Origin of the sequence: Streptomyces atroolivaceus (genome assembly GCF_000717025.1) — a bacterium.
GTDB lineage: Bacteria > Actinomycetota > Actinomycetes > Streptomycetales > Streptomycetaceae > Streptomyces > Streptomyces atroolivaceus.
Genome location: NZ_JNXG01000002.1, coordinates 112,124 through 131,449, shown reverse-complemented (window position 1 = coordinate 131,449; position 19,326 = coordinate 112,124). Strand labels below are relative to the sequence as shown.

General features: G+C 72.2%; 20 protein-coding genes and 1 tRNA gene. 11 read left to right on the top strand and 10 right to left on the bottom strand.

The annotated features are described in order from the left end of the window. Positions 1–248 precede the first annotated feature (248 nt). The gene (locus tag OO67_RS03810; protein WP_033297174.1) at positions 249–755 is read left to right on the top strand and encodes a flavin reductase family protein; all 507 of its coding nucleotides are present in this window, start codon (positions 249–251) and stop codon (positions 753–755) included. Positions 756–843: 88 nt separating this feature from the next. Here OO67_RS03810 and arfB read toward each other — a convergent pair whose 3' ends face one another. Continuing rightward, positions 844–1,278 carry an alternative ribosome rescue aminoacyl-tRNA hydrolase ArfB gene (gene arfB / locus OO67_RS03805; protein WP_033297172.1) on the bottom strand — a complete coding sequence of 145 codons (435 nt, stop codon included), beginning with the start codon at positions 1,276–1,278 and terminating at the stop codon, positions 844–846. Positions 1,279–1,450: 172 nt separating this feature from the next. Between arfB and OO67_RS03800 the strand changes: the two genes are divergently transcribed. Beyond that, positions 1,451–2,026 carry a TerD family protein gene (locus OO67_RS03800; protein ID WP_033297170.1) on the top strand — a complete coding sequence of 192 codons (576 nt, stop codon included), beginning with the start codon at positions 1,451–1,453 and terminating at the stop codon, positions 2,024–2,026. 270 nt (positions 2,027–2,296) lie between these two features. Here OO67_RS03800 and OO67_RS03795 read toward each other — a convergent pair whose 3' ends face one another. After that, on the bottom strand, positions 2,297–2,854 hold the full coding sequence (locus tag OO67_RS03795) for a GlcG/HbpS family heme-binding protein (RefSeq protein WP_033298653.1): 558 nt from the start codon (positions 2,852–2,854) through the stop codon (positions 2,297–2,299). A gap of 374 nt (positions 2,855–3,228) precedes the next feature. Here OO67_RS03795 and OO67_RS03790 point away from each other — a divergent pair, with 374 nt between their 5' ends. The 3 genes from OO67_RS03790 (at position 3,229) to OO67_RS03780 (ending at position 5,631) form a co-directional block, all read left to right on the top strand. Next, positions 3,229–4,449: a histidine kinase gene (locus tag OO67_RS03790; protein WP_078597753.1), complete on the top strand. Its 1,221-nt coding sequence runs from the start codon at positions 3,229–3,231 to the stop codon at positions 4,447–4,449. Continuing rightward, positions 4,446–5,072, top strand: a complete 627-nt coding sequence (locus OO67_RS03785; RefSeq protein ID WP_033297166.1) for a response regulator — start codon at positions 4,446–4,448, stop codon at positions 5,070–5,072. Before OO67_RS03790 ends, OO67_RS03785 begins: the two co-directional genes overlap by 4 nt. A gap of 61 nt (positions 5,073–5,133) precedes the next feature. Continuing rightward, on the top strand, positions 5,134–5,631 hold the full coding sequence (locus OO67_RS03780) for a hypothetical protein (RefSeq protein ID WP_033297163.1): 498 nt from the start codon (positions 5,134–5,136) through the stop codon (positions 5,629–5,631). Between the two features lie 15 nt (positions 5,632–5,646). Here the strand turns inward: OO67_RS03780 and OO67_RS03775 are convergent, their stop codons facing one another. Next, positions 5,647–6,345, bottom strand: coding sequence for a pentapeptide repeat-containing protein (locus tag OO67_RS03775; RefSeq protein ID WP_382055271.1), 699 nt, complete (start codon positions 6,343–6,345; stop codon positions 5,647–5,649). 131 nt (positions 6,346–6,476) lie between these two features. On the opposite strand from OO67_RS03775, the gene OO67_RS03770 reads away from it, so the two are divergent. Next, positions 6,477–7,673: an FAD-dependent oxidoreductase gene (locus OO67_RS03770; RefSeq protein WP_033297159.1), complete on the top strand. Its 1,197-nt coding sequence runs from the start codon at positions 6,477–6,479 to the stop codon at positions 7,671–7,673. Positions 7,674–7,798: 125 nt separating this feature from the next. Here OO67_RS03770 and OO67_RS03765 read toward each other — a convergent pair whose 3' ends face one another. Then, on the bottom strand, positions 7,799–8,275 hold the full coding sequence (locus OO67_RS03765) for a GNAT family N-acetyltransferase (protein WP_033297157.1): 477 nt from the start codon (positions 8,273–8,275) through the stop codon (positions 7,799–7,801). A 37-nt stretch (positions 8,276–8,312) separates the two neighbouring features. Continuing rightward, positions 8,313–9,224, bottom strand: coding sequence for an aminoglycoside phosphotransferase family protein (locus tag OO67_RS03760; RefSeq protein ID WP_033297155.1), 912 nt, complete (start codon positions 9,222–9,224; stop codon positions 8,313–8,315). A 63-nt stretch (positions 9,225–9,287) separates the two neighbouring features. On the opposite strand from OO67_RS03760, the gene OO67_RS03755 reads away from it, so the two are divergent. Then, on the top strand, positions 9,288–10,688 hold the full coding sequence (locus OO67_RS03755; RefSeq protein WP_033297153.1) for an NAD(P)/FAD-dependent oxidoreductase: 1,401 nt from the start codon (positions 9,288–9,290) through the stop codon (positions 10,686–10,688). A 30-nt stretch (positions 10,689–10,718) separates the two neighbouring features. Here OO67_RS03755 and OO67_RS03750 read toward each other — a convergent pair whose 3' ends face one another. The 4 genes from OO67_RS03750 to OO67_RS03735 are packed head-to-tail and all read right to left on the bottom strand — an operon-like array spanning position 10,719 to position 15,574. Then, positions 10,719–11,870 carry an XdhC family protein gene (locus OO67_RS03750; RefSeq protein WP_033298652.1) on the bottom strand — a complete coding sequence of 384 codons (1,152 nt, stop codon included), beginning with the start codon at positions 11,868–11,870 and terminating at the stop codon, positions 10,719–10,721. Then, the gene (locus OO67_RS03745) at positions 11,863–13,989 is read right to left on the bottom strand and encodes a xanthine dehydrogenase family protein molybdopterin-binding subunit (RefSeq protein ID WP_033297152.1); all 2,127 of its coding nucleotides are present in this window, start codon (positions 13,987–13,989) and stop codon (positions 11,863–11,865) included. The genes OO67_RS03750 and OO67_RS03745 overlap by 8 nt, the downstream gene beginning before the upstream one ends. Continuing rightward, entirely contained in the window at positions 13,986–14,978 is a 993-nt protein-coding gene (locus tag OO67_RS03740; protein ID WP_033297151.1) for an FAD binding domain-containing protein, read from the bottom strand. The genes OO67_RS03745 and OO67_RS03740 overlap by 4 nt, the downstream gene beginning before the upstream one ends. Continuing rightward, positions 14,975–15,574 carry a (2Fe-2S)-binding protein gene (locus OO67_RS03735; RefSeq protein WP_033297150.1) on the bottom strand — a complete coding sequence of 200 codons (600 nt, stop codon included), beginning with the start codon at positions 15,572–15,574 and terminating at the stop codon, positions 14,975–14,977. Before OO67_RS03735 ends, OO67_RS03740 begins: the two co-directional genes overlap by 4 nt. A gap of 316 nt (positions 15,575–15,890) precedes the next feature. On the opposite strand from OO67_RS03735, the gene OO67_RS03730 reads away from it, so the two are divergent. Further along, positions 15,891–16,520: a TetR/AcrR family transcriptional regulator gene (locus OO67_RS03730; RefSeq protein ID WP_051709113.1), complete on the top strand. Its 630-nt coding sequence runs from the start codon at positions 15,891–15,893 to the stop codon at positions 16,518–16,520. Between the two features lie 15 nt (positions 16,521–16,535). Here the strand turns inward: OO67_RS03730 and OO67_RS03725 are convergent. Then, a tRNA-Thr gene (locus tag OO67_RS03725) sits at positions 16,536–16,610 on the bottom strand. A gap of 175 nt (positions 16,611–16,785) precedes the next feature. On the opposite strand from OO67_RS03725, the gene OO67_RS03720 reads away from it, so the two are divergent. The 3 genes from OO67_RS03720 (at position 16,786) to OO67_RS03710 (ending at position 19,316) form a co-directional block, all read left to right on the top strand. Further along, entirely contained in the window at positions 16,786–17,922 is a 1,137-nt protein-coding gene (locus tag OO67_RS03720) for an ABC transporter ATP-binding protein (protein ID WP_033297148.1), read from the top strand. Positions 17,923–18,146: 224 nt separating this feature from the next. Further along, the gene (locus OO67_RS03715) at positions 18,147–18,560 is read left to right on the top strand and encodes a hypothetical protein (RefSeq protein ID WP_033297147.1); all 414 of its coding nucleotides are present in this window, start codon (positions 18,147–18,149) and stop codon (positions 18,558–18,560) included. 36 nt (positions 18,561–18,596) lie between these two features. Further along, a complete protein-coding gene (locus tag OO67_RS03710) occupies positions 18,597–19,316 on the top strand; it encodes a nucleotidyltransferase family protein (protein ID WP_033297146.1) in 720 nt (239 codons plus the stop codon). The last annotated feature ends 10 nt before the right edge of the window (positions 19,317–19,326 follow it).

The window sequence follows — 19,326 nt, the reverse complement described above, 5'->3', positions numbered from 1 at the left end:
GTACACAGGGTCAACAAATATTGCTCTCTGTGACTCAAGTCACAACAGATGGTAAAGACTGGCCGAAACACCCCCTGGGGCTCCCGTTGCTTGCCGAACGCAAAGCGGTACGGGTGGTTCCGGAGTCCTAGGACCCGGCTGGTCCCCTGGCCCGATGCGAGGCCGCGCCCCGCGGCACTACCGTGCCCGGTGTGCTGCAGAAGACTCCCCCCGCCCCGCGCCCCGAAGCCGTCCCCCATCCTGAAGGGGTGAGCAACGACGAATTCCGCGCCGCCCTGTCCCGCCTGGCCGCCGGCGTGGTGCTGATCACCGCCGAGGAGCCACCGCTCGACGAGCACGGCCGGGGCGAGGACGTCGGGATGACGGCGACCGCGTTCATGTCGGTCTCCCTGGATCCGCCGCTGGTCATGGTGAGCCTGCGCAACGACTCACGCATGGACGACCTGCTGGCCGAACAGCCCCTGTGGGCGGTGTCGGTGCTGACGCAGGACCAGCGGCAGATCGCCGGGCGGTTCGCCATGAAGGGACGGATCAGCGACCGGCTGCTGTTCGAGGACATCCCCTGCATACGCGGCGAGGTCACCGGAGCGCCCCTGGTGGGCGGGGCGCTGGCCACCCTGGAGTGCCGCACGGAGCAGCGCGTCCCGGCCGGCGACCACACCCTGGTGATCGGACGGGTGCTGACCGCGTCACTGCCGAGCTCGGACGGCGAGCCCCTGACGTACTTCAAGGGCCGCTACCGGCAGCTCGGCTGACCCGTACGCCACCGCCGTGCGCGACGCGCTCCCGCCGGCCCCGGCCGGAGCACCCGGTTTCACCGGTCCCGGCCGGACCGCCCGGGTTTCACCAGTCCCGGCCGGACCGCCCGCGCTTCGTGTCGCCCCGCTGCTTCTTCTCCCGCAGCCGGCGCTCGTTGATGCCGCGCGGGATCTTCTTCTTGAGGCGCGGCTTGGGCGGCGGCGCCGTGGCCTCGGCCAGGAGCGCGGCGAGCCGCACGGCGGCCGTCTCGCGGTTGCGCCACTGGGAGCGGTGCTCCGAGGCGCGTACGGACACGACGCCGCCGACCAGCCGGCCCGAGAGCCGCTCGACCGCGCGGGCCTTCCACACCTCGGGCAGCGATTCGGTGGCCACGAGGTCGAAGCGGAGCTCCACCTGGGAGTCGCTCGTGTTGACGTGCTGCCCGCCGGGCCCGGAGGACCGCGAGAAACGCCACATGAGTTCGGCCTCCGGCAGGGAGACCGAACCGCGGATGACATAGGGCCCGGACATGACACCCATGTTCCCCGGCCCACGACCGGTTCGTCACCTTGTTTTGCGAGCGTTCGGCCAGAAGTTCGGCAAAGAAAGTAAAGCGAGCAGGAACCTCGTGGTCTCTTGTCTGCGTTAGGACGGGTGACGGTAGCTTTCGTGATGGCACGAAGCCCGCACATGACGAGGAAAGGGACTTCCCATGGCTGTAAGCCTGTCCAAGGGCGGCAACGTCTCGCTCACCAAGGAGGCCCCGGGCCTGACCGCCGTCACGGTCGGCCTCGGCTGGGACGTCCGCACCACCACCGGCACCGACTTCGACCTCGACGCCTCGGCGATCGCGGTGAACCCGGCCGGCAAGGTCTACTCCGACGGCCACTTCGTCTTCTTCAACAACAAGGCGACGCCGGACCAGACCATCGTCCACACCGGTGACAACGTCACGGGCCAGGGCGAGGGCGACGACGAGCAGATCAACGTCAACCTCGCGGGCCTCCCGGCGGACATCGACAAGATCGTCTTCCCGGTCTCCATCTACGACGCCGAAGCCCGCAGCCAGAACTTCGGCCAGGTGCGGAACGCCTTCATCCGCATCATCAACCAGGCCGGCGGCACCGAGATCGCCCGCTACGACCTCAGCGAGGACGCCGCCACCGAGACCGCCATGGTCTTCGGCGAGCTCTACCGCAACGGCGCCGAGTGGAAGTTCCGCGCGGTCGGCCAGGGGTACGCCTCGGGCCTGCGCGGCATCGCCCAGGACTTCGGCGTCAACCTCTGACGTCACGGCTCTTCACGGGAGCCCCCGCCCGACTCCGGTCGGCCGGGGGCTCCCGTGCGTCGCCGGTCGGCCTCCGGGAGGCCGGCTCCCGCCGTCCAGCCAGGTGTCCCACAGCTCCGTCAGATCCGGGCCGGAGGCCTTCTCGGCGTACGCGGTGAAGTAGTCCGTCGGGGCGTTGCCGTGCCGGTGCGCCGTCAGCCGGCCCCTGACGAGGCGTCGGGCGGCCTGCGGGTTTCTGCTTGCGGGCCCGGCGGGTGACCCCGGCCCCGACTACTTCGAGACGGCCGCGACGCCCGCGGCGGCGAACTTCTCGTCCAGGGCGCCGCTGGGGGCTCCCGCCACGCCGATGCCCGCGACCGGGGCTCCCTTGGCCTGCACCGGGGCCCCGCCCGCCAGGAACAGGGTGCCCGGGATGTCCTTCAGGTTCGGGGCCTGCTCCAGGCGCTCGACCAGCTCGGAGGTGGGCGCGTTCCAGGAGACGGCGGTGTACGCCTTCTTCACGGCGGACTCGGGGGACTGCGGGCCCGCACCGTCGCCGCGCAGGGTGACGAGCGTGTTGCCGTTGCGGTCCACGACGGCCACCGAGATGCGCTGGTTCTCCTTCTTCGCGGCGTCCAGTGCGGCCTGCGCGGCCTTGGTGGCGGCGGCGACGGTCAGGTGGGTGGACTGCTGGAGGTTCCGGTCGGAGGCGTCGGCCTTCACGGCGGCGGCGGGCGCGGCCGCGGGGGCGGACGCGTTCGCGGACATCGCGCCGAACGTACCGGCGCCGAGGGCTGCGGCGGCGACGGCACCGGTCAGGACACGGGTGCGCAGCGACATCTTCTTCATGGTGGTCTCCTCGGGTGATTTCGGCTCGGCCTCGAACCGTTCGGCTTCCGCTATCGATCCTCCGGCCGGTCCCGTGCCCGAGCCGTCGGCGTACCGGCTGGAAGCGGCACCCGCGTCGGCCGACCGCTCCGTCAGCCGATCGGTTGATGCGGAGGTGGCCCCGGCGGGTGACCATGGGGTGTCCGCGCAGGTCAGCAGCAGCGCGGTGATGCGGCAGCGCAGGTCATGGTCGAGGAAGCGCGGGGTACGAGGTGCGGCGGAACGCGAGCGAGCCGGACGCACGGCGGCCGGCGCCGACGGACCCGCCGGACACCGCGCACCGGTTGGGCACCACGGACCCACCGGGCACCACGGGCGACCCCGACGCCCGGTGGATGGCCCTCCTCATGCACGCCGCGTTCTTCCTGCTGCTCGGCGCCTCGCTCACGCGCTTCCTGATGCGCCACCCCGGCGAGACCCGGACCCCCTGGATCATCGCGTTGTCGGCCGTACTCGCCGTGCTGTACCTCCTGGGCCCGGTGCTCGGCTCCCGCCCCACTCCCCGCCGGCTGACCTGGCTGGGCGTCCTGGTCGTGGTGTGGATGGTCCTCGTCGTCCTCGCGCCGAGCTTCGCGTGGTGCGCGGTTCCGCTCTTCTACACGGGACTGCGGATCCTGCCGCCACGCGCCGCCCTGGCACTCGTCGCCCTGCTCACCGTGTTCGTCGTCGCCGCCCAGCTCCGGCTCGCCACCGGCTTCGACCCGAACCTCGTCCTCGCCCCGCCCGCCGTCGCCGCCGTCGCCACCGCCGTCTTCGTCCACATGCAGCGGCAGGCCGTACGCCAGCGGGACCTGGCCGCACGTCAGCGGGAGCTGATCGACGACCTGCTGCGCACCCGGAGGGACCTGGCCGCCACCGAACGCCGGGAAGGGACCCTCGCCGAACGCCAGCGGCTGTCCATGGAGATCCACGACACCCTCGCGCAGGGCCTCTCCAGCCAGCAGATGCTGCTCCAGGCGGCCGACCGTTCCTGGGACACCGACCCGGCCACCGCCCGGCGCCACGTCCTGACGGCGACCGGCATCGCGGAACGCAACCTCGCCGAGGCCCGCCGCTTCGTGCACGACCTCGCCCCGGCCGACCTGGCGGAAGGCGGCGGACTGGAAGCGGCCCTGCACGCGCTCGCCACCCGGGAGACCTCCCAGGCACGCGGCCGCCTCACCGTCCGCTGCCATGTGGAGGGCGTCCCGGCCGCCGCGCTCCCCGACCGGGTGCAGTCGGCGCTGCTACGGATCGCGCAGGGCGCCCTCGCGAACGTCACCGAGCACGCGGAGGCCACCGTCGCCGCGCTGACCCTGACCCACCTCGGCGACCGGGTCGTCCTCGACATCGCCGACGACGGGCGGGGCTTCGACGCCGGCCGGCCGGCGTCCCGCCCGCCCGAGGGCGTACGCGGCCACGGGCTGCCGGCGATGCGGGCCCGCGTCCAGCAGCTCGGCGGCACCCTGACCGTCGAATCGGCACCGGGCGAAGGCACGGTCCTGTCCGCCGCCGTGCCCCTGCCCCACCCCAACACCGCCCCAACCGCCCCACCCGCCCCGGAGGAACGCGCATGACTCCGCCCGTACGGATCCTGCTCTGCGACGACCACGCCGTCGTACGGGCCGGACTGCTCGCCCTCCTCGGCGGCGAACCCGACATCGAGGTCGTGGGCGAGGCGGGCAGCGGCGAGGAAGCCGTCGCCCTCGCCGCCAGGCTCGGCCCGGACGTCGTCCTGATGGACCTGCAGCTGGGCCCCGGGATCGACGGCGTCGAAGCCACCCGCCGCATAGCGGCCGCCGGGACCGGCCACGTCCTCGTCCTCACCACGTACGACACCGACGCCGACATCACCCGCGCCATCGAGGCGGGAGCCACCGGCTACCTGCTCAAGGCCGAACGCCCGGAGGAGCTCTTCGCCGCGATCCGCGCCGCCGCGCAGGGCCGCACCACACTCTCACCGCCCGTCGCCAGCCGGGTCATGGCCCGGATGCGCAGCCCCCGGCCCACCCTGACCGAACGCGAACGCGACATCCTCGGCCAGCTGTCGCAGGGCCTCGGCAACCGGGACATCGCGCGTGCCCTCTTCATCAGCGAGGCCACCGTCAAGACCCACCTGGGCCGGATCTACGAGAAACTCGGGGTGGACACCCGGGCGGGAGCGGTCGCCGTCGCCAAGGAACAACGGCTGCTCCCGTAGCCGTGCGGCCCCCGGGCGCCGCACGGCGCGGGGCGCTCACGCGGCATGACACCATCGGACCGTGCTCGACATCGGCTACTCCCTCTCCCGGCGATTCCCGGACCCCCCGCAGACCGACTACCGCCGCGCGGACGTCCACGCCCTGCGGCACGACCTGTTCTCCGGCGACGTCTACCTCGCCGACACCAAGGCCGACCGGGAAGTGTCCACAGCCTGGGGATGGGTCCCCGTGCTCGACTTCGCCTGGGCACTCTGCGACATCGTCGAACAGATCGACCGCGACCCCCGGGGCAACCGCTCGCACCGCCAGCAGTACGCCGAGCTCGACTTCACCGAATCGTCCGACCGCATGCTCTTCGAACGACGCTTCGGCTGGGTGGACGTCGAGGCCGACTGGATGCCCGGTGACGAGCCCCCGCTCACGTTCAGCCACTCCCTGCTGCGCCGCGAGGCCCGCGATTTCCTGCACGACCTGATCGCCGACCTGGCCGACATGCACGAAGGCCTCGCCGACAACCCCGTCGTCTGGGATCTCCAGGCCCGTTTCCCCCGCCTCTGACGAAGCCCGGCGGCCCTACGCCTCCACCCGCACCCCGATCTGCGCCGCGAACGCCGGAGCCAGCTCCATCAGCTGGGACGGGCTGATCACCGCCCCCGCCAGCCGCTCCACACCCCGGGCGATGTCGAGCTCGGCGACCGTCCGCAGATCCACGGACTCCATCCGCACGGCGGAGAAGTCGGCGCGCTTCAGCACACAGTCCCGGAACTCCACCCGCACCAGCCGGGCCTCCCCGAAATCCGGCTCCGAGAGCACACACCCCTCGAACACGACGTCCTTCAGCCGTGCCGTGCGCAGATTCAGGTAGTCGATCTTCCCGCCCCGCACGAGCACCCGCTCCAGCACCGCACCGTGGAGCTGCACCCCGCCCAGCCGCGCGTCCACCACCTCCACGTCACGCAGCGATGCCCCCGCGAGATCGGTGCCCACGCCCCGCACGCCCGTCAGCACCGAGTCGATGAACCTGGCCCGCCCCAGCTCCGCACGGTCCAGGGCACAGCCGCGCAGCTCACAGTCCAGGAAGCGCGACCCGGGCCCCGACGCGTCGGCGAGATCCGTCTCCTCGAAGCGCACACCGTCGTAGTCCCCGTCGGGCTCCAGGCCCTCGCCGTCGTACGCCACGAGAGGCGGCAGCCGGACCTCCGGCCGCCGCGCCTCCGCCATCCCGCTCCTCGCGCCCGCGCCCCTGCTGTTCCCGTTGCCTGTACGTGCCATGCCCCCCATCGTGTCGGACACCACCGACATCAGCGGGACGCACCCCACCGGCATCGCCCCCGCCCATGTCACAGAACCAGCCGGCCGGACCGTCCTCCATGCAGAAGCGCCCACCGCAAGGAGACCCAGCCATGCCGCGCATCCACATCGTCGGCGGCGGCCTCGCCGGACTGACCGCCGCCGTCACCGCAGCCGAATCCAGGGTCCCGGTCACCCTCCACGAGGCCCACCACACCCTCGGCGGACGGGCCAGAACCTCGGACGGCCCCTACCTGACCAACGACGGGCCGCACGCCCTGTACCGCCGCGGACCGCACTGGACCTGGCTCGAACACCGGAAACTCCTCGGCCCTCTCGCCTCCGTACCGCCCCTCGAAGGCACCCGCTTCCGCTTCCACCGCGACGGCGCCCTGCGCAGGACCCCGCCCCTCGCCATGCTGCGCCTCGCCCGCCGCAGCTCCCGCACGGCACCCGTCGACGCCGGCTTCCTCAGCTGGGCCACCGGCCAGGTGGGGGAAGAGGGCGCCCGCGCGGCGGCGCACTACATGGGCGTGGCCCTCTTCCACCACGACCCCGGCTCACTCTCCGCCGCCTTCGTCCAGGAACGCCTGCGCCGGGCCACCGCCCTTCCGCCCGAGGCCCACTACCCCGTCGGCGGCTGGGCGCGGCTCGTCGACCGGATGGCCTCCCGCGCCCGGGATCTCGGCGTACGCGTCGAGACCGCCACACGCATCGGCCCCAGGGATCTGGACGGCCTCCGGCGCGACGGTCCCGTGATCGTCGCCACCCACCTCGACTCCGCCCGTGCCCTGCTGGAGGACCCCGCACTGACCTGGGAGAGCGGCCGGACCGCCCTGCTCGACCTTGCCCTGCGGACCCGGCGCGGCGACCCGTTCATCATCTCCGACCTCGACGCCCCGGGCTGGATCGAACGGTTCACCGCCCAGGACCCGGCCCTCGCCCCACCGGGCGAACAACTGGTCCAGGCCCAGATCCCGATCGCCCCCGGCACCCCGCGCGCCGACGCCGTCCGCCGCGCCGAGGACCTGCTCGACCTCGGCTTCCCCGGCCGGCGTGACCGCACCACCTGGCGCCGCGAGGCAGTCGCGTCCGGCCGCACCGGCGCCGTCGACAGACCCGGCACCACCTGGCGCGACCGGCCCGCCGTCGACCGCGGGGGCGGGATCCTGCTCGCGGGCGACCAGGTCGCCGCCCCGGGCCTCCTCAGCGAGGTCGCGTTCAACAGCGGGATCGAAGCGGCGGTCCTGGCCGTCGAACTCCTCGGCCGGACGGCTCCGGACGCCCCCCGCACGGCAGGGACTCCCTGACCCCGCGCGCAGCTGAGGCCGAAGGGTGGAGGCGGCAGCCACGCACCCGCACCGCGGTGGCCGCCCGCCGCGAGCTGGAAACCCGCGGCCCGGTGGGCAAGGCCGTCCTCGTACCGAGACCCCGCTCAGGCCGCCCCGAGCTCCGCGAGCGCCCCGTCCGTCAGCCGGTAGACCGTCCACTCCTCCTGGGGACGCGCACCCAGCGACTCGTAGAACGCGATGGACGGGGCGTTCCAGTCCAGCACCGACCACTCCAGGCGCCCGTACCCGCGCTCCACACAGATCCGCGCCAGCTCCGTCAGCAGCGCCTTCCCGTAACCGCCGCCGCGCCTCTCGGGGCGCACGTACAGATCCTCCAGATACACCCCGTGCACCCCGCGCCACGTGGAGAAGTTGAGGAACCACAGCGCGAACCCGACCACGTCACCGTCGTCGTCCGACACCGCGACATGGGCGTACGCGGCCGGCCGCTCGCCGAACAGGGCCTCACGCAACTGGTCCTCGGTGGCGTTCGCCTCGTCGAGCGCCTTCTCGTACTCGGCGAGCTCACGGACCATGGCGTAGATGGCAGGAACGTCTTCGGACGTGGCAGTACGAATCATGCGGGCAGCCTAGACACGCGGGCCCGCCCCGCGCCCCTCAGTTGCGGCCCAGCAACCGCCGGGCGATCTCCGCATGATCCGCGGGCAGCCGCCGCGCCCCGCCCCGGATCCCCCACAACCCGTTCTGCAGCACCCGCCCCAGCGTCCACGCCCGCGCGCGTTCCCGGTCCAGTCCCAGCACCCCGGACAGCAGGTCGAACCTCCACAGCACCTCGGAGGCGTCGAACCTGTTGTGCAGCGCCGGGAACAGCTCGAACCCCGGATCGCCGGACAGCGGCTTCGGATCCAGCGCGACCCACTCCCCCGCCCGGCCCTCCTCCGCACGCCCGGCCAGAACGTTGCCGTAGTGCAGGTCCCAGTGCAGCAGACGGTCCCCCGGCTCCCCCGCCACCTCCCTGACCGCGGCCGCGCAGTCCCGCAGCAGCCGCCGCTCCTCCTCGTCCGCCAGCCCTCCGGCCGCCCCGGGCGCCTCCTGCAGCATCCGGGCAGCCGCGTCCCCCAGCCGCCGCATCCCCGGCGGGGCCGGCACACGGACCAGCCGGGACAACGACTCCGCGAGCACCCGCACCGCCTCCCGGGCGTCCGCCACCCCCGTCAACGGCCGCTGCTCATCGAGCCGTTCCAGCAGCATCGTCCCGCTCGCCGCGTCATGTTGCAGCAGACCCACCGCTCCCGCGCCCGCCGCACCCCACACCCGCAGGGCGTCCGGCTCCCCCGCCGTCTCCTCGTCCACCATCTGCAGCTTCAGCGCACCCCTGCGGCCATCCGCCCCCCGCACCACCGGAAGCACCAGCGCGCACATCCCGCTCATCGCGGCCCCGTCGAGGCGCAGTCCCCACCCGGCCAGGAACCTCTCCGCCAGCTCCGGCAACGCGTCGGCGAACGCGCGCCCCGCCGCACCGCTGTGGGCACCCAGATTCACGACCAGGTCGTCCGGAACGTCGATCACCCCGCGAGCGTAGGGGTAACGTCCCTCCAGCGACTGGGCTGCACACGGACAAGCAGGGGACACATGAGCACCGTCAGTACCGTCAACGGCGGCATTTCGTTCTGGTACGCGAAGGAAGGCACCCCCGCCCCACGCGAGCCCCTGCCCGGCGACACCGGCGCCGACGTCTGCATCGTCGGAGGCGGCTACACCGGGCTCTGGACGGCGTACTACCTCAAGAAGGCCGTCCCCTTCCTCAACATCACCGTCCTGGAAGCCAGGTTCTGCGGCTACGGCGCCTCCGGCCGCAACGGCGGATGGCTCTACAACGGAATCGCGGGCCGCGACCGCTACGCCAAGCTGCACGGCCACGACGCCGCCGTACGCCTCCAGCAGGCGATGAACGACACCGTCGGCGAGGTCATCCGGATCGCCGGCGACGAGGGCATCGACGCCGACATCCACCACGGCGGCGTCCTGGAGGTCGCCCACACCCCTTCCCAGCTCGCCCGCCTCAAGGACTTCCACTCCGTCGAGATCGCCTTCGGCGAGACGGACCGCGTCCTGCGCGGCGCACGCGAGACCGCCGAACGCATCCGCGTCTCCGGAGCCGTCGGCTCCAGCTGGACCCCGCACGGCGCGCGCCTCCACCCCGCCAAGCTGGTCAAGGGCCTCGCCGACGCCGTGGAAGCCCTCGGCGTCACGATCCACGAGTCGACCCCCGTCACCGAGATCAAGCCCAAGCACGCCGTCACCCCGTACGGCACGGTCCGCGCCCCGTACATCCTGCGCTGCACCGAGGGCTTCACCGCCGCCCTCAAGGGCCAGAAGCGCACCTGGCTCCCCATGAACTCCTCCATGATCGTCACCGAGCCCCTCCCCGAGAGCCTCTGGGACACCATCGGCTGGGACGGCCGCGAAACCCTCGGCGACATGGCCCACGCCTACATGTACGCCCAGCGCACCGCCGACGACCGCATCGCACTCGGCGGCCGGGGCGTCCCCTACCGTTACGGCTCGGCGACCGACAACGACGGCCGCACCCGGCCCGCGACCGTCGAGGCCCTGCGCGACCTGCTCGTCCGCTTCTTCCCCACCACCGCGGGCACCCGTATCGACCACGCCTGGTCCGGCGTGCTCGGCGTCCCCCGCGACTGGTGCGCCACCGTCACCCTCGACCGCTCCACCGGTCTCGGCTGGGCGGGCGGCTACGTCGGTTCCGGCGTCGCCACCGCCAACCTCGCGGCCCGCACCCTGCGCGACCTGATCCAGCAGGACTCCGGCCAGGCCGGCCCCACCGACCTGACCGCCCTCCCCTGGGTCAACCACCGCGTCCGCCGCTGGGAACCCGAACCGCTCCGCTGGCTCGGCGTGCACACGCTCCACGCGGCCTACCGCACGGCGGACCGCCGCGAGTCCGCCTCACCGCACCTCGGCACCGACCGGCTCGCGAAGGCGGCGGACCGCATCGCGGGCCGGCACTGAGAACGGCGGCCGGGCCCGTTCACCGGGCCCTCAGGCGGCCTCCGCCGTCCCCGCCGCGTCCCGCCGTCTCCCGTCGCGGTGGATCGGTGCCGCCGAACCCGTGAGGGGGGCACCCGTCCCGCCCCGCCGGGCCGCTACGATCTCCGCCGCGATGGACAGGGCGGTCTCCTCGGGCGTACGGGCGCCGAGGTCGAGGCCGATCGGCGACCTCAGCCGGGCCAGCTCGGCCTCGCGCAGCCCCGCTTCCCGCAACTTCCGGTCACGGTCCGCGTGGGTCCGGCGCGAGCCCATCGCCCCGACGAACGCGACGGGCATCCGCAAGGCCTGCTCCAGCAGGGGGACGTCGAACTTGGCGTCGTGGGTGAGCACGCACAGGACCGTGCGCCCGTCGGTCGCGGTGCGCCGCAGATAGCGGTGCGGCCAGTCGACGACGACGTCGTCGGCCTCGGGGAAGCGGGCCCGGGTGGTGAAGACGGGCCGGGCGTCGCACACGGTGACGTGGTAGCCGAGGAACTTGCCCGCGCGGACGAGAGCCTCGGCGAAGTCGATCGCACCGAACACGATCATCCGGGGCGGTGGCACGTTCGACTCGACGAGGAGGGTGAGGCCGCCGGGGCAGCGTGTTCCGTCCTCCGCGAGGTCGAGGGCACCGGTGCGTCCGGCGTCCAGCATCGCCCGCGCCTCGGCCGCCGCCACCCGGTCCAGATCCGGGGAGCCGCCGAACGAGCCCTCGTAGGACCCGCCGGAGTCCACCAGCAGTGCACTGCCCAGGAGTCCGGCCGGCCCTCGCACGACCCGGGCGAGGGCCATGGGTGCGCCCGACGCGGCGGCCGACAGCGCCGACCGGAACACCTCCCCGGCGGGCGCGTGCGCGTCGACCGGGGTGACCATGACGTCGATGACCCCACCGCAGGTCAGCCCGACCGCGAAGGCGTCCTCGTCGCTGTAGCCGAACCGTTCGACCACGGTCTCACCGTCTTCGAGCGCCTGGACGCACAGCTCGTACACCGCCCCTTCCACACAACCGCCGGAGACCGAACCGACGGCCGTGCCCTCGCTGTCGACAGCGAGGGCCGCGCCCGGGCCGCGCGGCGCGCTGCCCCCGACGGCCACGACGGTGGCTACGGCGAACGTCCTGCCCTCCTCGGCCCAGCGGGCCAGCTCCTCGGCGATGTCAAGCATGCGGGCCTGCCGTGAGGACACGGTCCGGCCGGATGGGCAGGCTGCGGTGGCGTACACCGGTGGCGTGCCAGACGGCGTTGGCGATCGCCGCCGCCGCCCCCACGATCCCGATCTCCCCGATCCCCTTGATCCCGACCGGGTCGTCCGGGTCCGGGTCGTCGACCCAGTCCGCCTCGACGAGCGGGACGTCGGCGTTCGTGGCGACGTGGTAACCCGCGAGGTCGGCGCCGTAGAGGGCTCCGGTGTTCCGGTCCCTGACCGCCTCCTCGTGCAGGGCCATGGAGATGCCCCAGATCATCCCGCCGGTGAACTGACCGCGTGCGGTGAGGGGGTTGACGATCCGGCCGGCGGCAAAGATGCCGAGCATGCGGCGCACCCGTACTTCCCCGGTGGCCACATCGACGGCGACCTCGGCGAACTGCGCCCCGAAGGAGTGCCGCTCCGTCTGCGCGAGTGCTCCGAGGGCCTCGGTGGTGTCCGACCTCACGGTGATGCCCTCGGGCGGGATCCCGTCGCTCAGGGCGAGCCGCTCCCGCAGCTCCTCGGCCGCGGCCGTGACCGCCCAGGCCCACGACCGGGTGCCCATCGAGCCGCCGGCGATCATCGCCGGGCCGAAGTCGCTGTCACCGATCCTCACGCGTACCCGGTCGGTCGGCACCTGAAGGGCGTCGGCGGCGACCAGGGTGAGCGCCGTGCGTGCCCCGGTTCCGATGTCGGCGGCGCTGATCCGCACGGTGAAGGTGCCGTCGGCCTCCGCGGTCGCGGCCGCCGTCGACGGCATCGCTCCCGCGCCGAACGAAGCCGCCGCCGTCCCGGTACCGAGCAGCCAGCGCCCCTCCCGCCGCAGGCCGGGACGCGGGTCCCGGTCCGCCCAGCCGAACCGGCGGGCGCCCTCCCGGAAGCAGGCGGGCAGGCTGCGGGTGCTGAACGGCAGCCCCGAGACCGGGCCCCGCTCGGGTTCGTTGCGCACGCGCAGCTCGATCGGGTCGATGCCGCACTTCTCGGCGAGTTCGTCGAGCGCCGACTCCAGGGCGAACGAGCCGGGCGCCTCACCGGGAGCACGCATGTAGGTCGGGCTCGGCACGTCGAGCCGTACGACCCGGTTGGCGGTGTGGTGGGCGGGGGCGTCGTACATCACGCGGGCCACCCCGGCCCCCGACTCGATGAACTCGTACACGGTCGAGGTGCGGCTCAGACAGCTGTGTTCCAGCGCGCGCAGCCGTCCCTCGGCGTCGGCACCGAGCCGGACCCGCTGGGTCGTGGGGCTCCGGTGACCCGCGAGCGAGAACAGCTGGCGGCGCGTCATGACGACCCGGACCGGGCGCGACAGGACGGTGGCCGCCATCACCGCGGCCACCTGGTGCGCGCGGACACCCTTGCTCCCGAACCCGCCGCCGACGTGTTCGGACCGCACGCGCACCGAGGCAGGATCGAGCGAGAAGAGGTTCGCGAGCTCGTTCGCGACCCACACCGTGCCCTGGTTGGAGTCCACCACCTCCAGCCGGCCACCGTCCCAGAGGGCGGTCGCCGCATGGGGCTCCATCGAGTTGTGGTGCTCCTCCGGCGTGGAGTACTCGGCGTCCACGACCACGGCCGACGCGGCCAGTTCGGCCTCCAGGTCCCCCTTCCCCGTCACGGCCGGCCCGCCGGGGCCGGGCATCGTGTACGCGTCCGGGTGTTCTCCGGCGAAGGTGACGTCGTGCGGCTCCTCCTCGTAGTGCACCACCAGCGCTTCGGCGGCTTCCCTGGCCTGCTCGGAGGTCTCCGCGACGACCAGCGCGACCGGCCAGCCCGCGTGCGGCACCCGGTCGTGCTGGAAGACGGCGACGGTCGGGTCCGGCACTCCGAGCATGCCGACGTAGTCGATGTCGACCCGTGGGGCGTTCCCGTGGTGCAGGACGGTGAGCACGCCCGGCATCTCCAGGACCGCCCCGGTCTCCACCGAGCGCACACGGCCGCGGGTGATCGTCGAGAGCACCATCCATCCGTACGCGAGGCCGGCGAAGGGGACCTCACCCGCGTAACGGGCCGCTCCGGTGACCTTGTCGCGGCCCTCCACGCGTGCGTGCGCGGTACCGACGGCCTTGGTCACCCTGGTCCCGGTCGTGGTGGTGGTCATCGGGTGGCCTCCTCGGCGAGTTCACTGAGCACGGCGACGACGAGGTTGCGCGTCAGCGTCACCTTGTACGCGTTGTGCGGCAACGGCCGGGCGGCCGCCAGTTCGGCGTCCGCCGCGGCGGCGAAGGCCCCGGCGTCGGCCGGGCCGCCGGTCAGGGCCTGTTCGGCCGTGTGCGCCCGCCACGGCCGGGAGGCGACCGCCCCGAACGCCAGGCGTACCTCGTGTACGACGCCGTCACGGACGTCGAGCGCGGCGGCGACCGAACCGATCGCGAAGGCGTACGAGGCCCGCTCGCGCACCTTGCGGTAGCGGGAGTTGGCCGCCACCGGGGCGGCCGGCAGAGTCACGCCGGTTATCAGCGCTCCCGGCGGCAGGGCGGTCTCCCGGTGCGGGGTGTCGCCCACCGGCAGGTAGAACTCGGTGAAGGGAAGACGGCCCGGTCCGTCAGGTGTCTCGTAGGAGACCACGGCACCGAAGGCCGTCAGAGCCACGCCCAGGTCGGAGGGGTGGGTGGCCACGCAGTGGTCGGAAGCGCCCAGGATCGCGTGGTTGTGGTGCTCGCCCTCGATCGCGGGACAGCCGCTGCCGGGAACACGCTTGTTGCACGGCGCGGCCACGTCGGCGAAGTAGCCGCAGCGGGTGCGTTGCAGCAGGTTTCCACCGACGGTGGCCACGTTGCGCAGCTGCCCGGACGCACCGGCCAGCACCGCCTGGGACAGGGCCGGGTAGCTCCGGCGCACGTCGGGGTGTGCCGCGAGGTCGCTGTTGGTGACGGTCGCACCGATGCGCAGCCCGCCGTCCTCCGTGGCCTCGATCCGGTCCAGCGGGAGTTCGCGCACGTCGACGAGTCGGCCGGGCCGTTCGACGCCGGTCTTCATCAGGTCGACGAGGTTGGTGCCGCCGCCGAGGAAACGGGCGTCCGGGTCGCCGTCGAGCAGTGCGAGGGCGCCGGAGACATCGGCCGCGCGCTCGTATCCGAACTCCTTCATGCCGCCGCCCCCCGGCCCTTCGCAGTCTGCGCGCCCTCCGCGGTCCGGGCGGCTTGCGCACGGATCCCGGCCGCGCGTTCGACCGCCTGCACGATCGACACGTACGCGCCGCAGCGGCACAGGTTGCCGCTCATACGCTCGCGGATCTCCTCGGCCGTCAGTGGCGGTGGCCCCGCTTCGGGGCGTACGTCGTCGGTGACGGCGCTCGGCCAGCCGGCGGCGTGCTCCTCGATCACCGCGACGGCCGAACAGATCTGTCCAGGCGTGCAGTAACCGCACTGATAGCCGTCGAGGTCGAGGAACGCCTGCTGCACGGGGTGCAGTTGCTCTCCCTCGGCGAGGCCTTCGACGGTGACGATCTCCCGGCCTTCGGCCGCCACCGCGAGTTGCAGGCAGGCGACGGCCCGGCGGTCGTCGAGCAGGACGGTGCACGCACCGCACTGCCCCTGGTCGCAGCCCTTCTTGGTGCCGGTCAGATCGAGGCGCTCGCGCAGGGCATCGAGCAGGGTGGTGCGGTGGTCGACGGTCAGCGTGTGCTTCTCGCCGTTGACGTTCAAGGTGACGGCGCTGTGCGTCGACAGGGGCGTTGGGGCCATGATCAGCCTTCTTTCGCATTCCCGGACCACCTCGGGAGGAAGGTCCGGCAGGCAGAGGAAACGGAAGACGCGGAGGCGTGCCGGAGAGGAAGCGGAGACGTGTCGAGGGGGGAGGCGACGCCGCACGCTGCGACGGCGGGCCGGGAGCACGCGGGACGCATGGGAGAAGACGCCGCTGCCGGCCGCCAGCTGTCCGTCCCGGCCGCCCGCCGCTATGGTGACCTAACCGGACAGCTGTCCGTTCACAGAAAAATTAGTGGACAGTTGTCCGCTTACGCAAGGGCGGGATTCGGCCACGGACCCGCGAGGAGGACGAGTGCGGCAGAACAAGGACGCACCTCTGCGCTCGGATGCGCAGCGAAACCGCGAACGCATCCTGGAAGTCGCCCTGGCGGAGCTGACGCTCTGCGCGGACGCCCCTCTCAGCGTGATCGCCAGGAAGGCAGGCGTCGGACAGGGCACGCTCTACCGCAATTTCCCCAGCCGCGAAGCCCTCGTCCTCGAGATCTACCGCCACGAGATGCAGCAGGTCGCCGACGCCGCGACCGAGCTGATCAGGACTCATGAGCCCGACCGGGCCCTGCGCGAGTGGATGGACCACCTCGCGAGGTTCGCCATGACCAAGGCCGGTCTGGCGGACGCCATACGCCAGGCCACCAGCGCACCGGACAGCCCGGCGAAACCGGGCCACACCCCGGTGACGTCCGCGGCGGAACTCCTGCTCCGCACCAACGAGGAGGCAGGCACCATCCGCCCGGGCGTGACCGCGGACGACTTCCTCCTCGCCATCGCCGGCCTCTGGCAGCTCGGCCCCCACGGCGACTGGCAACCGCGCGCCGCCCGCCTCCTGGATCTCGTCATGGACGGCCTGCGCGCGGGGGCCTCCGGCGGAGAAGGGCCCAGGCATGGAGGAACAACGGAAAAGCCCAGGCCAGATGGTGTCTGACCTGGGCTTCTGTTGAGCCCCCTGTCGGATTCGAACCGACGACCTACGCATTACAAGTGCGTTGCTCTGGCCGGACTGAGCTAAGGAGGCAGCGGAAGCAGTGTAACCAACGCCGGGACCGGAACCTGCTCGATATTCGGGACCAAGGACTACTGACAGATCCGAAAACGCCAGGTAGCGTCACCTCAGGTTCACTCCAGTGGACCACACCGCTCCCTACTCGGATCGTCCGGCACGTTCCTGCCGGTGGAGGAGAAGAACCGTCATGGCCAGTGTCACGTTCGACAAGGCGTCCCGCGTCTACCCCGGCTCCACGAAGCCGGCTGTGGACCAGCTCGAGATCGACATCGAGGACGGCGAGTTCCTCGTCCTCGTCGGTCCTTCCGGTTGCGGCAAGTCGACCTCCCTGCGCATGCTCGCGGGTCTCGAGGACGTCAACGGCGGTGCGATCCGCATCGGTGACCGCGACGTCACGCACCTGCCCCCGAAGGACCGGGACATCGCCATGGTGTTCCAGAACTACGCGCTCTACCCGCACATGTCCGTCGCGGACAACATGGGCTTCGCGCTGAAGATCGCCGGGATCAACAAGACGGAGATCCGGGCGAAGGTCGAAGAGGCCGCCAAGATGCTGGACCTCACCGACTACCTGGACCGCAAGCCGAAGGCGCTCTCCGGTGGTCAGCGTCAGCGTGTGGCGATGGGCCGCGCCATCGTGCGTGAGCCGCAGGTCTTCCTCATGGACGAGCCGCTGTCGAACCTCGACGCCAAGCTCCGTGTGTCGACGCGTACGCAGATCGCCTCGCTGCAGCGCCGCCTCGGCATCACCACCGTGTACGTCACCCACGACCAGGTCGAGGCCCTCACCATGGGTGACCGCGTCGCGGTCCTCAAGGACGGTCTGCTCCAGCAGGTCGACTCGCCTCGCAACATGTACGACCGCCCGGCCAACCTCTTCGTGGCCGGCTTCATCGGCTCCCCGGCGATGAACCTCGTCGAGGTCCCGATCACCGACGGTGGCGTGAAGTTCGGCAACAGCGTCGTCCCGGTCTCCCGTGCGGCGCTCTCCGCCGCCGCCGACCGCGGTGACCGCACCGTCACGGTCGGCATCCGCCCCGAGCACTTCGACATCGTCGAGCACGGCGGCGCCGCGGCGACCGGCCTCTCCAAGGCCTCGTCCGACGCCCCGGCGGGTCTGGCCGTCTCCGTCAACGTCGTCGAGGAGCTCGGCGCCGACGGCTTCGTCTACGGTGCCGCCCAGGTCGGTGGCGAGCACAAGGACCTGGTCGTCCGCGTCGGCGGCCGCGCCGTTCCGGAGAAGGGCACCGAGCTGCACGTCGTGCCGCGCCCGGAGGAGCTGCACGTCTTCGCCACGTCGACCGGTGAGCGCCTGACCGCCTGATCCGTCCGATCCAGCCGCTGCGGCCCCCCGTCCACGAGGACGCGGGGCCGTTCGCGTGTCGCGGTACGGGATCGGGTTTCGGATCCGCCGCGTGCCAAATACCCCGGCACATCGGTCAATTCACCCCGACCCGTCAACGCGCGATTCGAAAAGACCCCTCGAACCATCCCCCGCAAGGGTGACGAAATGTCGCCAGGTCATCACTGCCCGCTACGCTCGCCTGCGTGACCCACACCGCGCGCCGCATCGGCCGAACCCTAGCTCTCGTACTGCCCGTCGTCATGGTCCTGTCCGGGACCCTCGCGGTCACCCGCGTGCAGTGGTCGGGGCAGGACACCGAGACCCAGTTGCTGACCGCCGCTTCGGAGACCGTGTCCAAGCAGGCGAAGGCCCGGGCACCTCAGGACGTTCTGCGGGACAAGCTCCTGCTGGAGCTCCGTGAGAAGGACCCGGGTGTCGCGCTGACGAGCCTCCAGCGCACCGTCGAGGGGCGTCCCTCTCTGGCGAAGCACTGCATGTCGCTCGCCAAGGCGCTGGGCAAGGCCGCCGTCGACCAGTACGGCCCGACGCGTGCCCACCGGTTCTCCCGTCCGGTCTGCGACACCTCGTTCGCCTCGGGCGTAGCGCAGTTCAGCTGAGCCGGGCGTGGCCGGGCACGGCATATCGTGCCTGGCATGCATACGTATCCGACGCAGGCCGTGATCCTGGCGGGTGGTCAGGGCTCGCGGCTGCGCCCGTACACCGATGACCGCCCCAAGCCGATGGTCGAGATCCCTGGAACCGGGACCCCGATCATCGGCCATCAGCTGTCCTGGCTGGCCGCCGAGGGCGTCACCGACGCCGTGATCTCGTGCGGCCATCTTGCCGATGTGCTGCAGGAGTGGCTGGACTCGGCCGATCTTCCGCTGCGTGTCACGACCGTCGTCGAGACCGAGCCTCTGGGCCGGGGCGGCGGTCTCAAGCATGCCGCGGCGCGGCTGCCCGATCCGTCGGAGCCCTGGTACGCGACGAACGGCGACATCTGGACCCGCTTCTCCCTGCGGGAGATGGCCGCCTTCCATGCCGAGCGGGACGCCACCGCGACGCTCGCGCTCGCCCGCCCGAGGATCCCGTGGGGCGCCGTGGAGACGGACGCCTTCGGGCACATCACCGACTTCATCGAGTCGCCGCCGTCGCCGTATCTGATCAACGCGGGCGTGTACGTCTTCGCGCCCGCGTTCACCTCGATGCTGCCGGAGCGGGGCGACCACGAGCGGACGACGTTCCCCCGGCTGGCCCGTGAGCGGCGGCTGGCAGGCTACCCGCTGCCCCACGGGGCGTACTGGCGGGCGATCGACACCGCGAAGGACCTGACGGAGGCGGCGAAGGAGCTGGGCGCCCACGCGGGCGGCTGACCCACCCGAG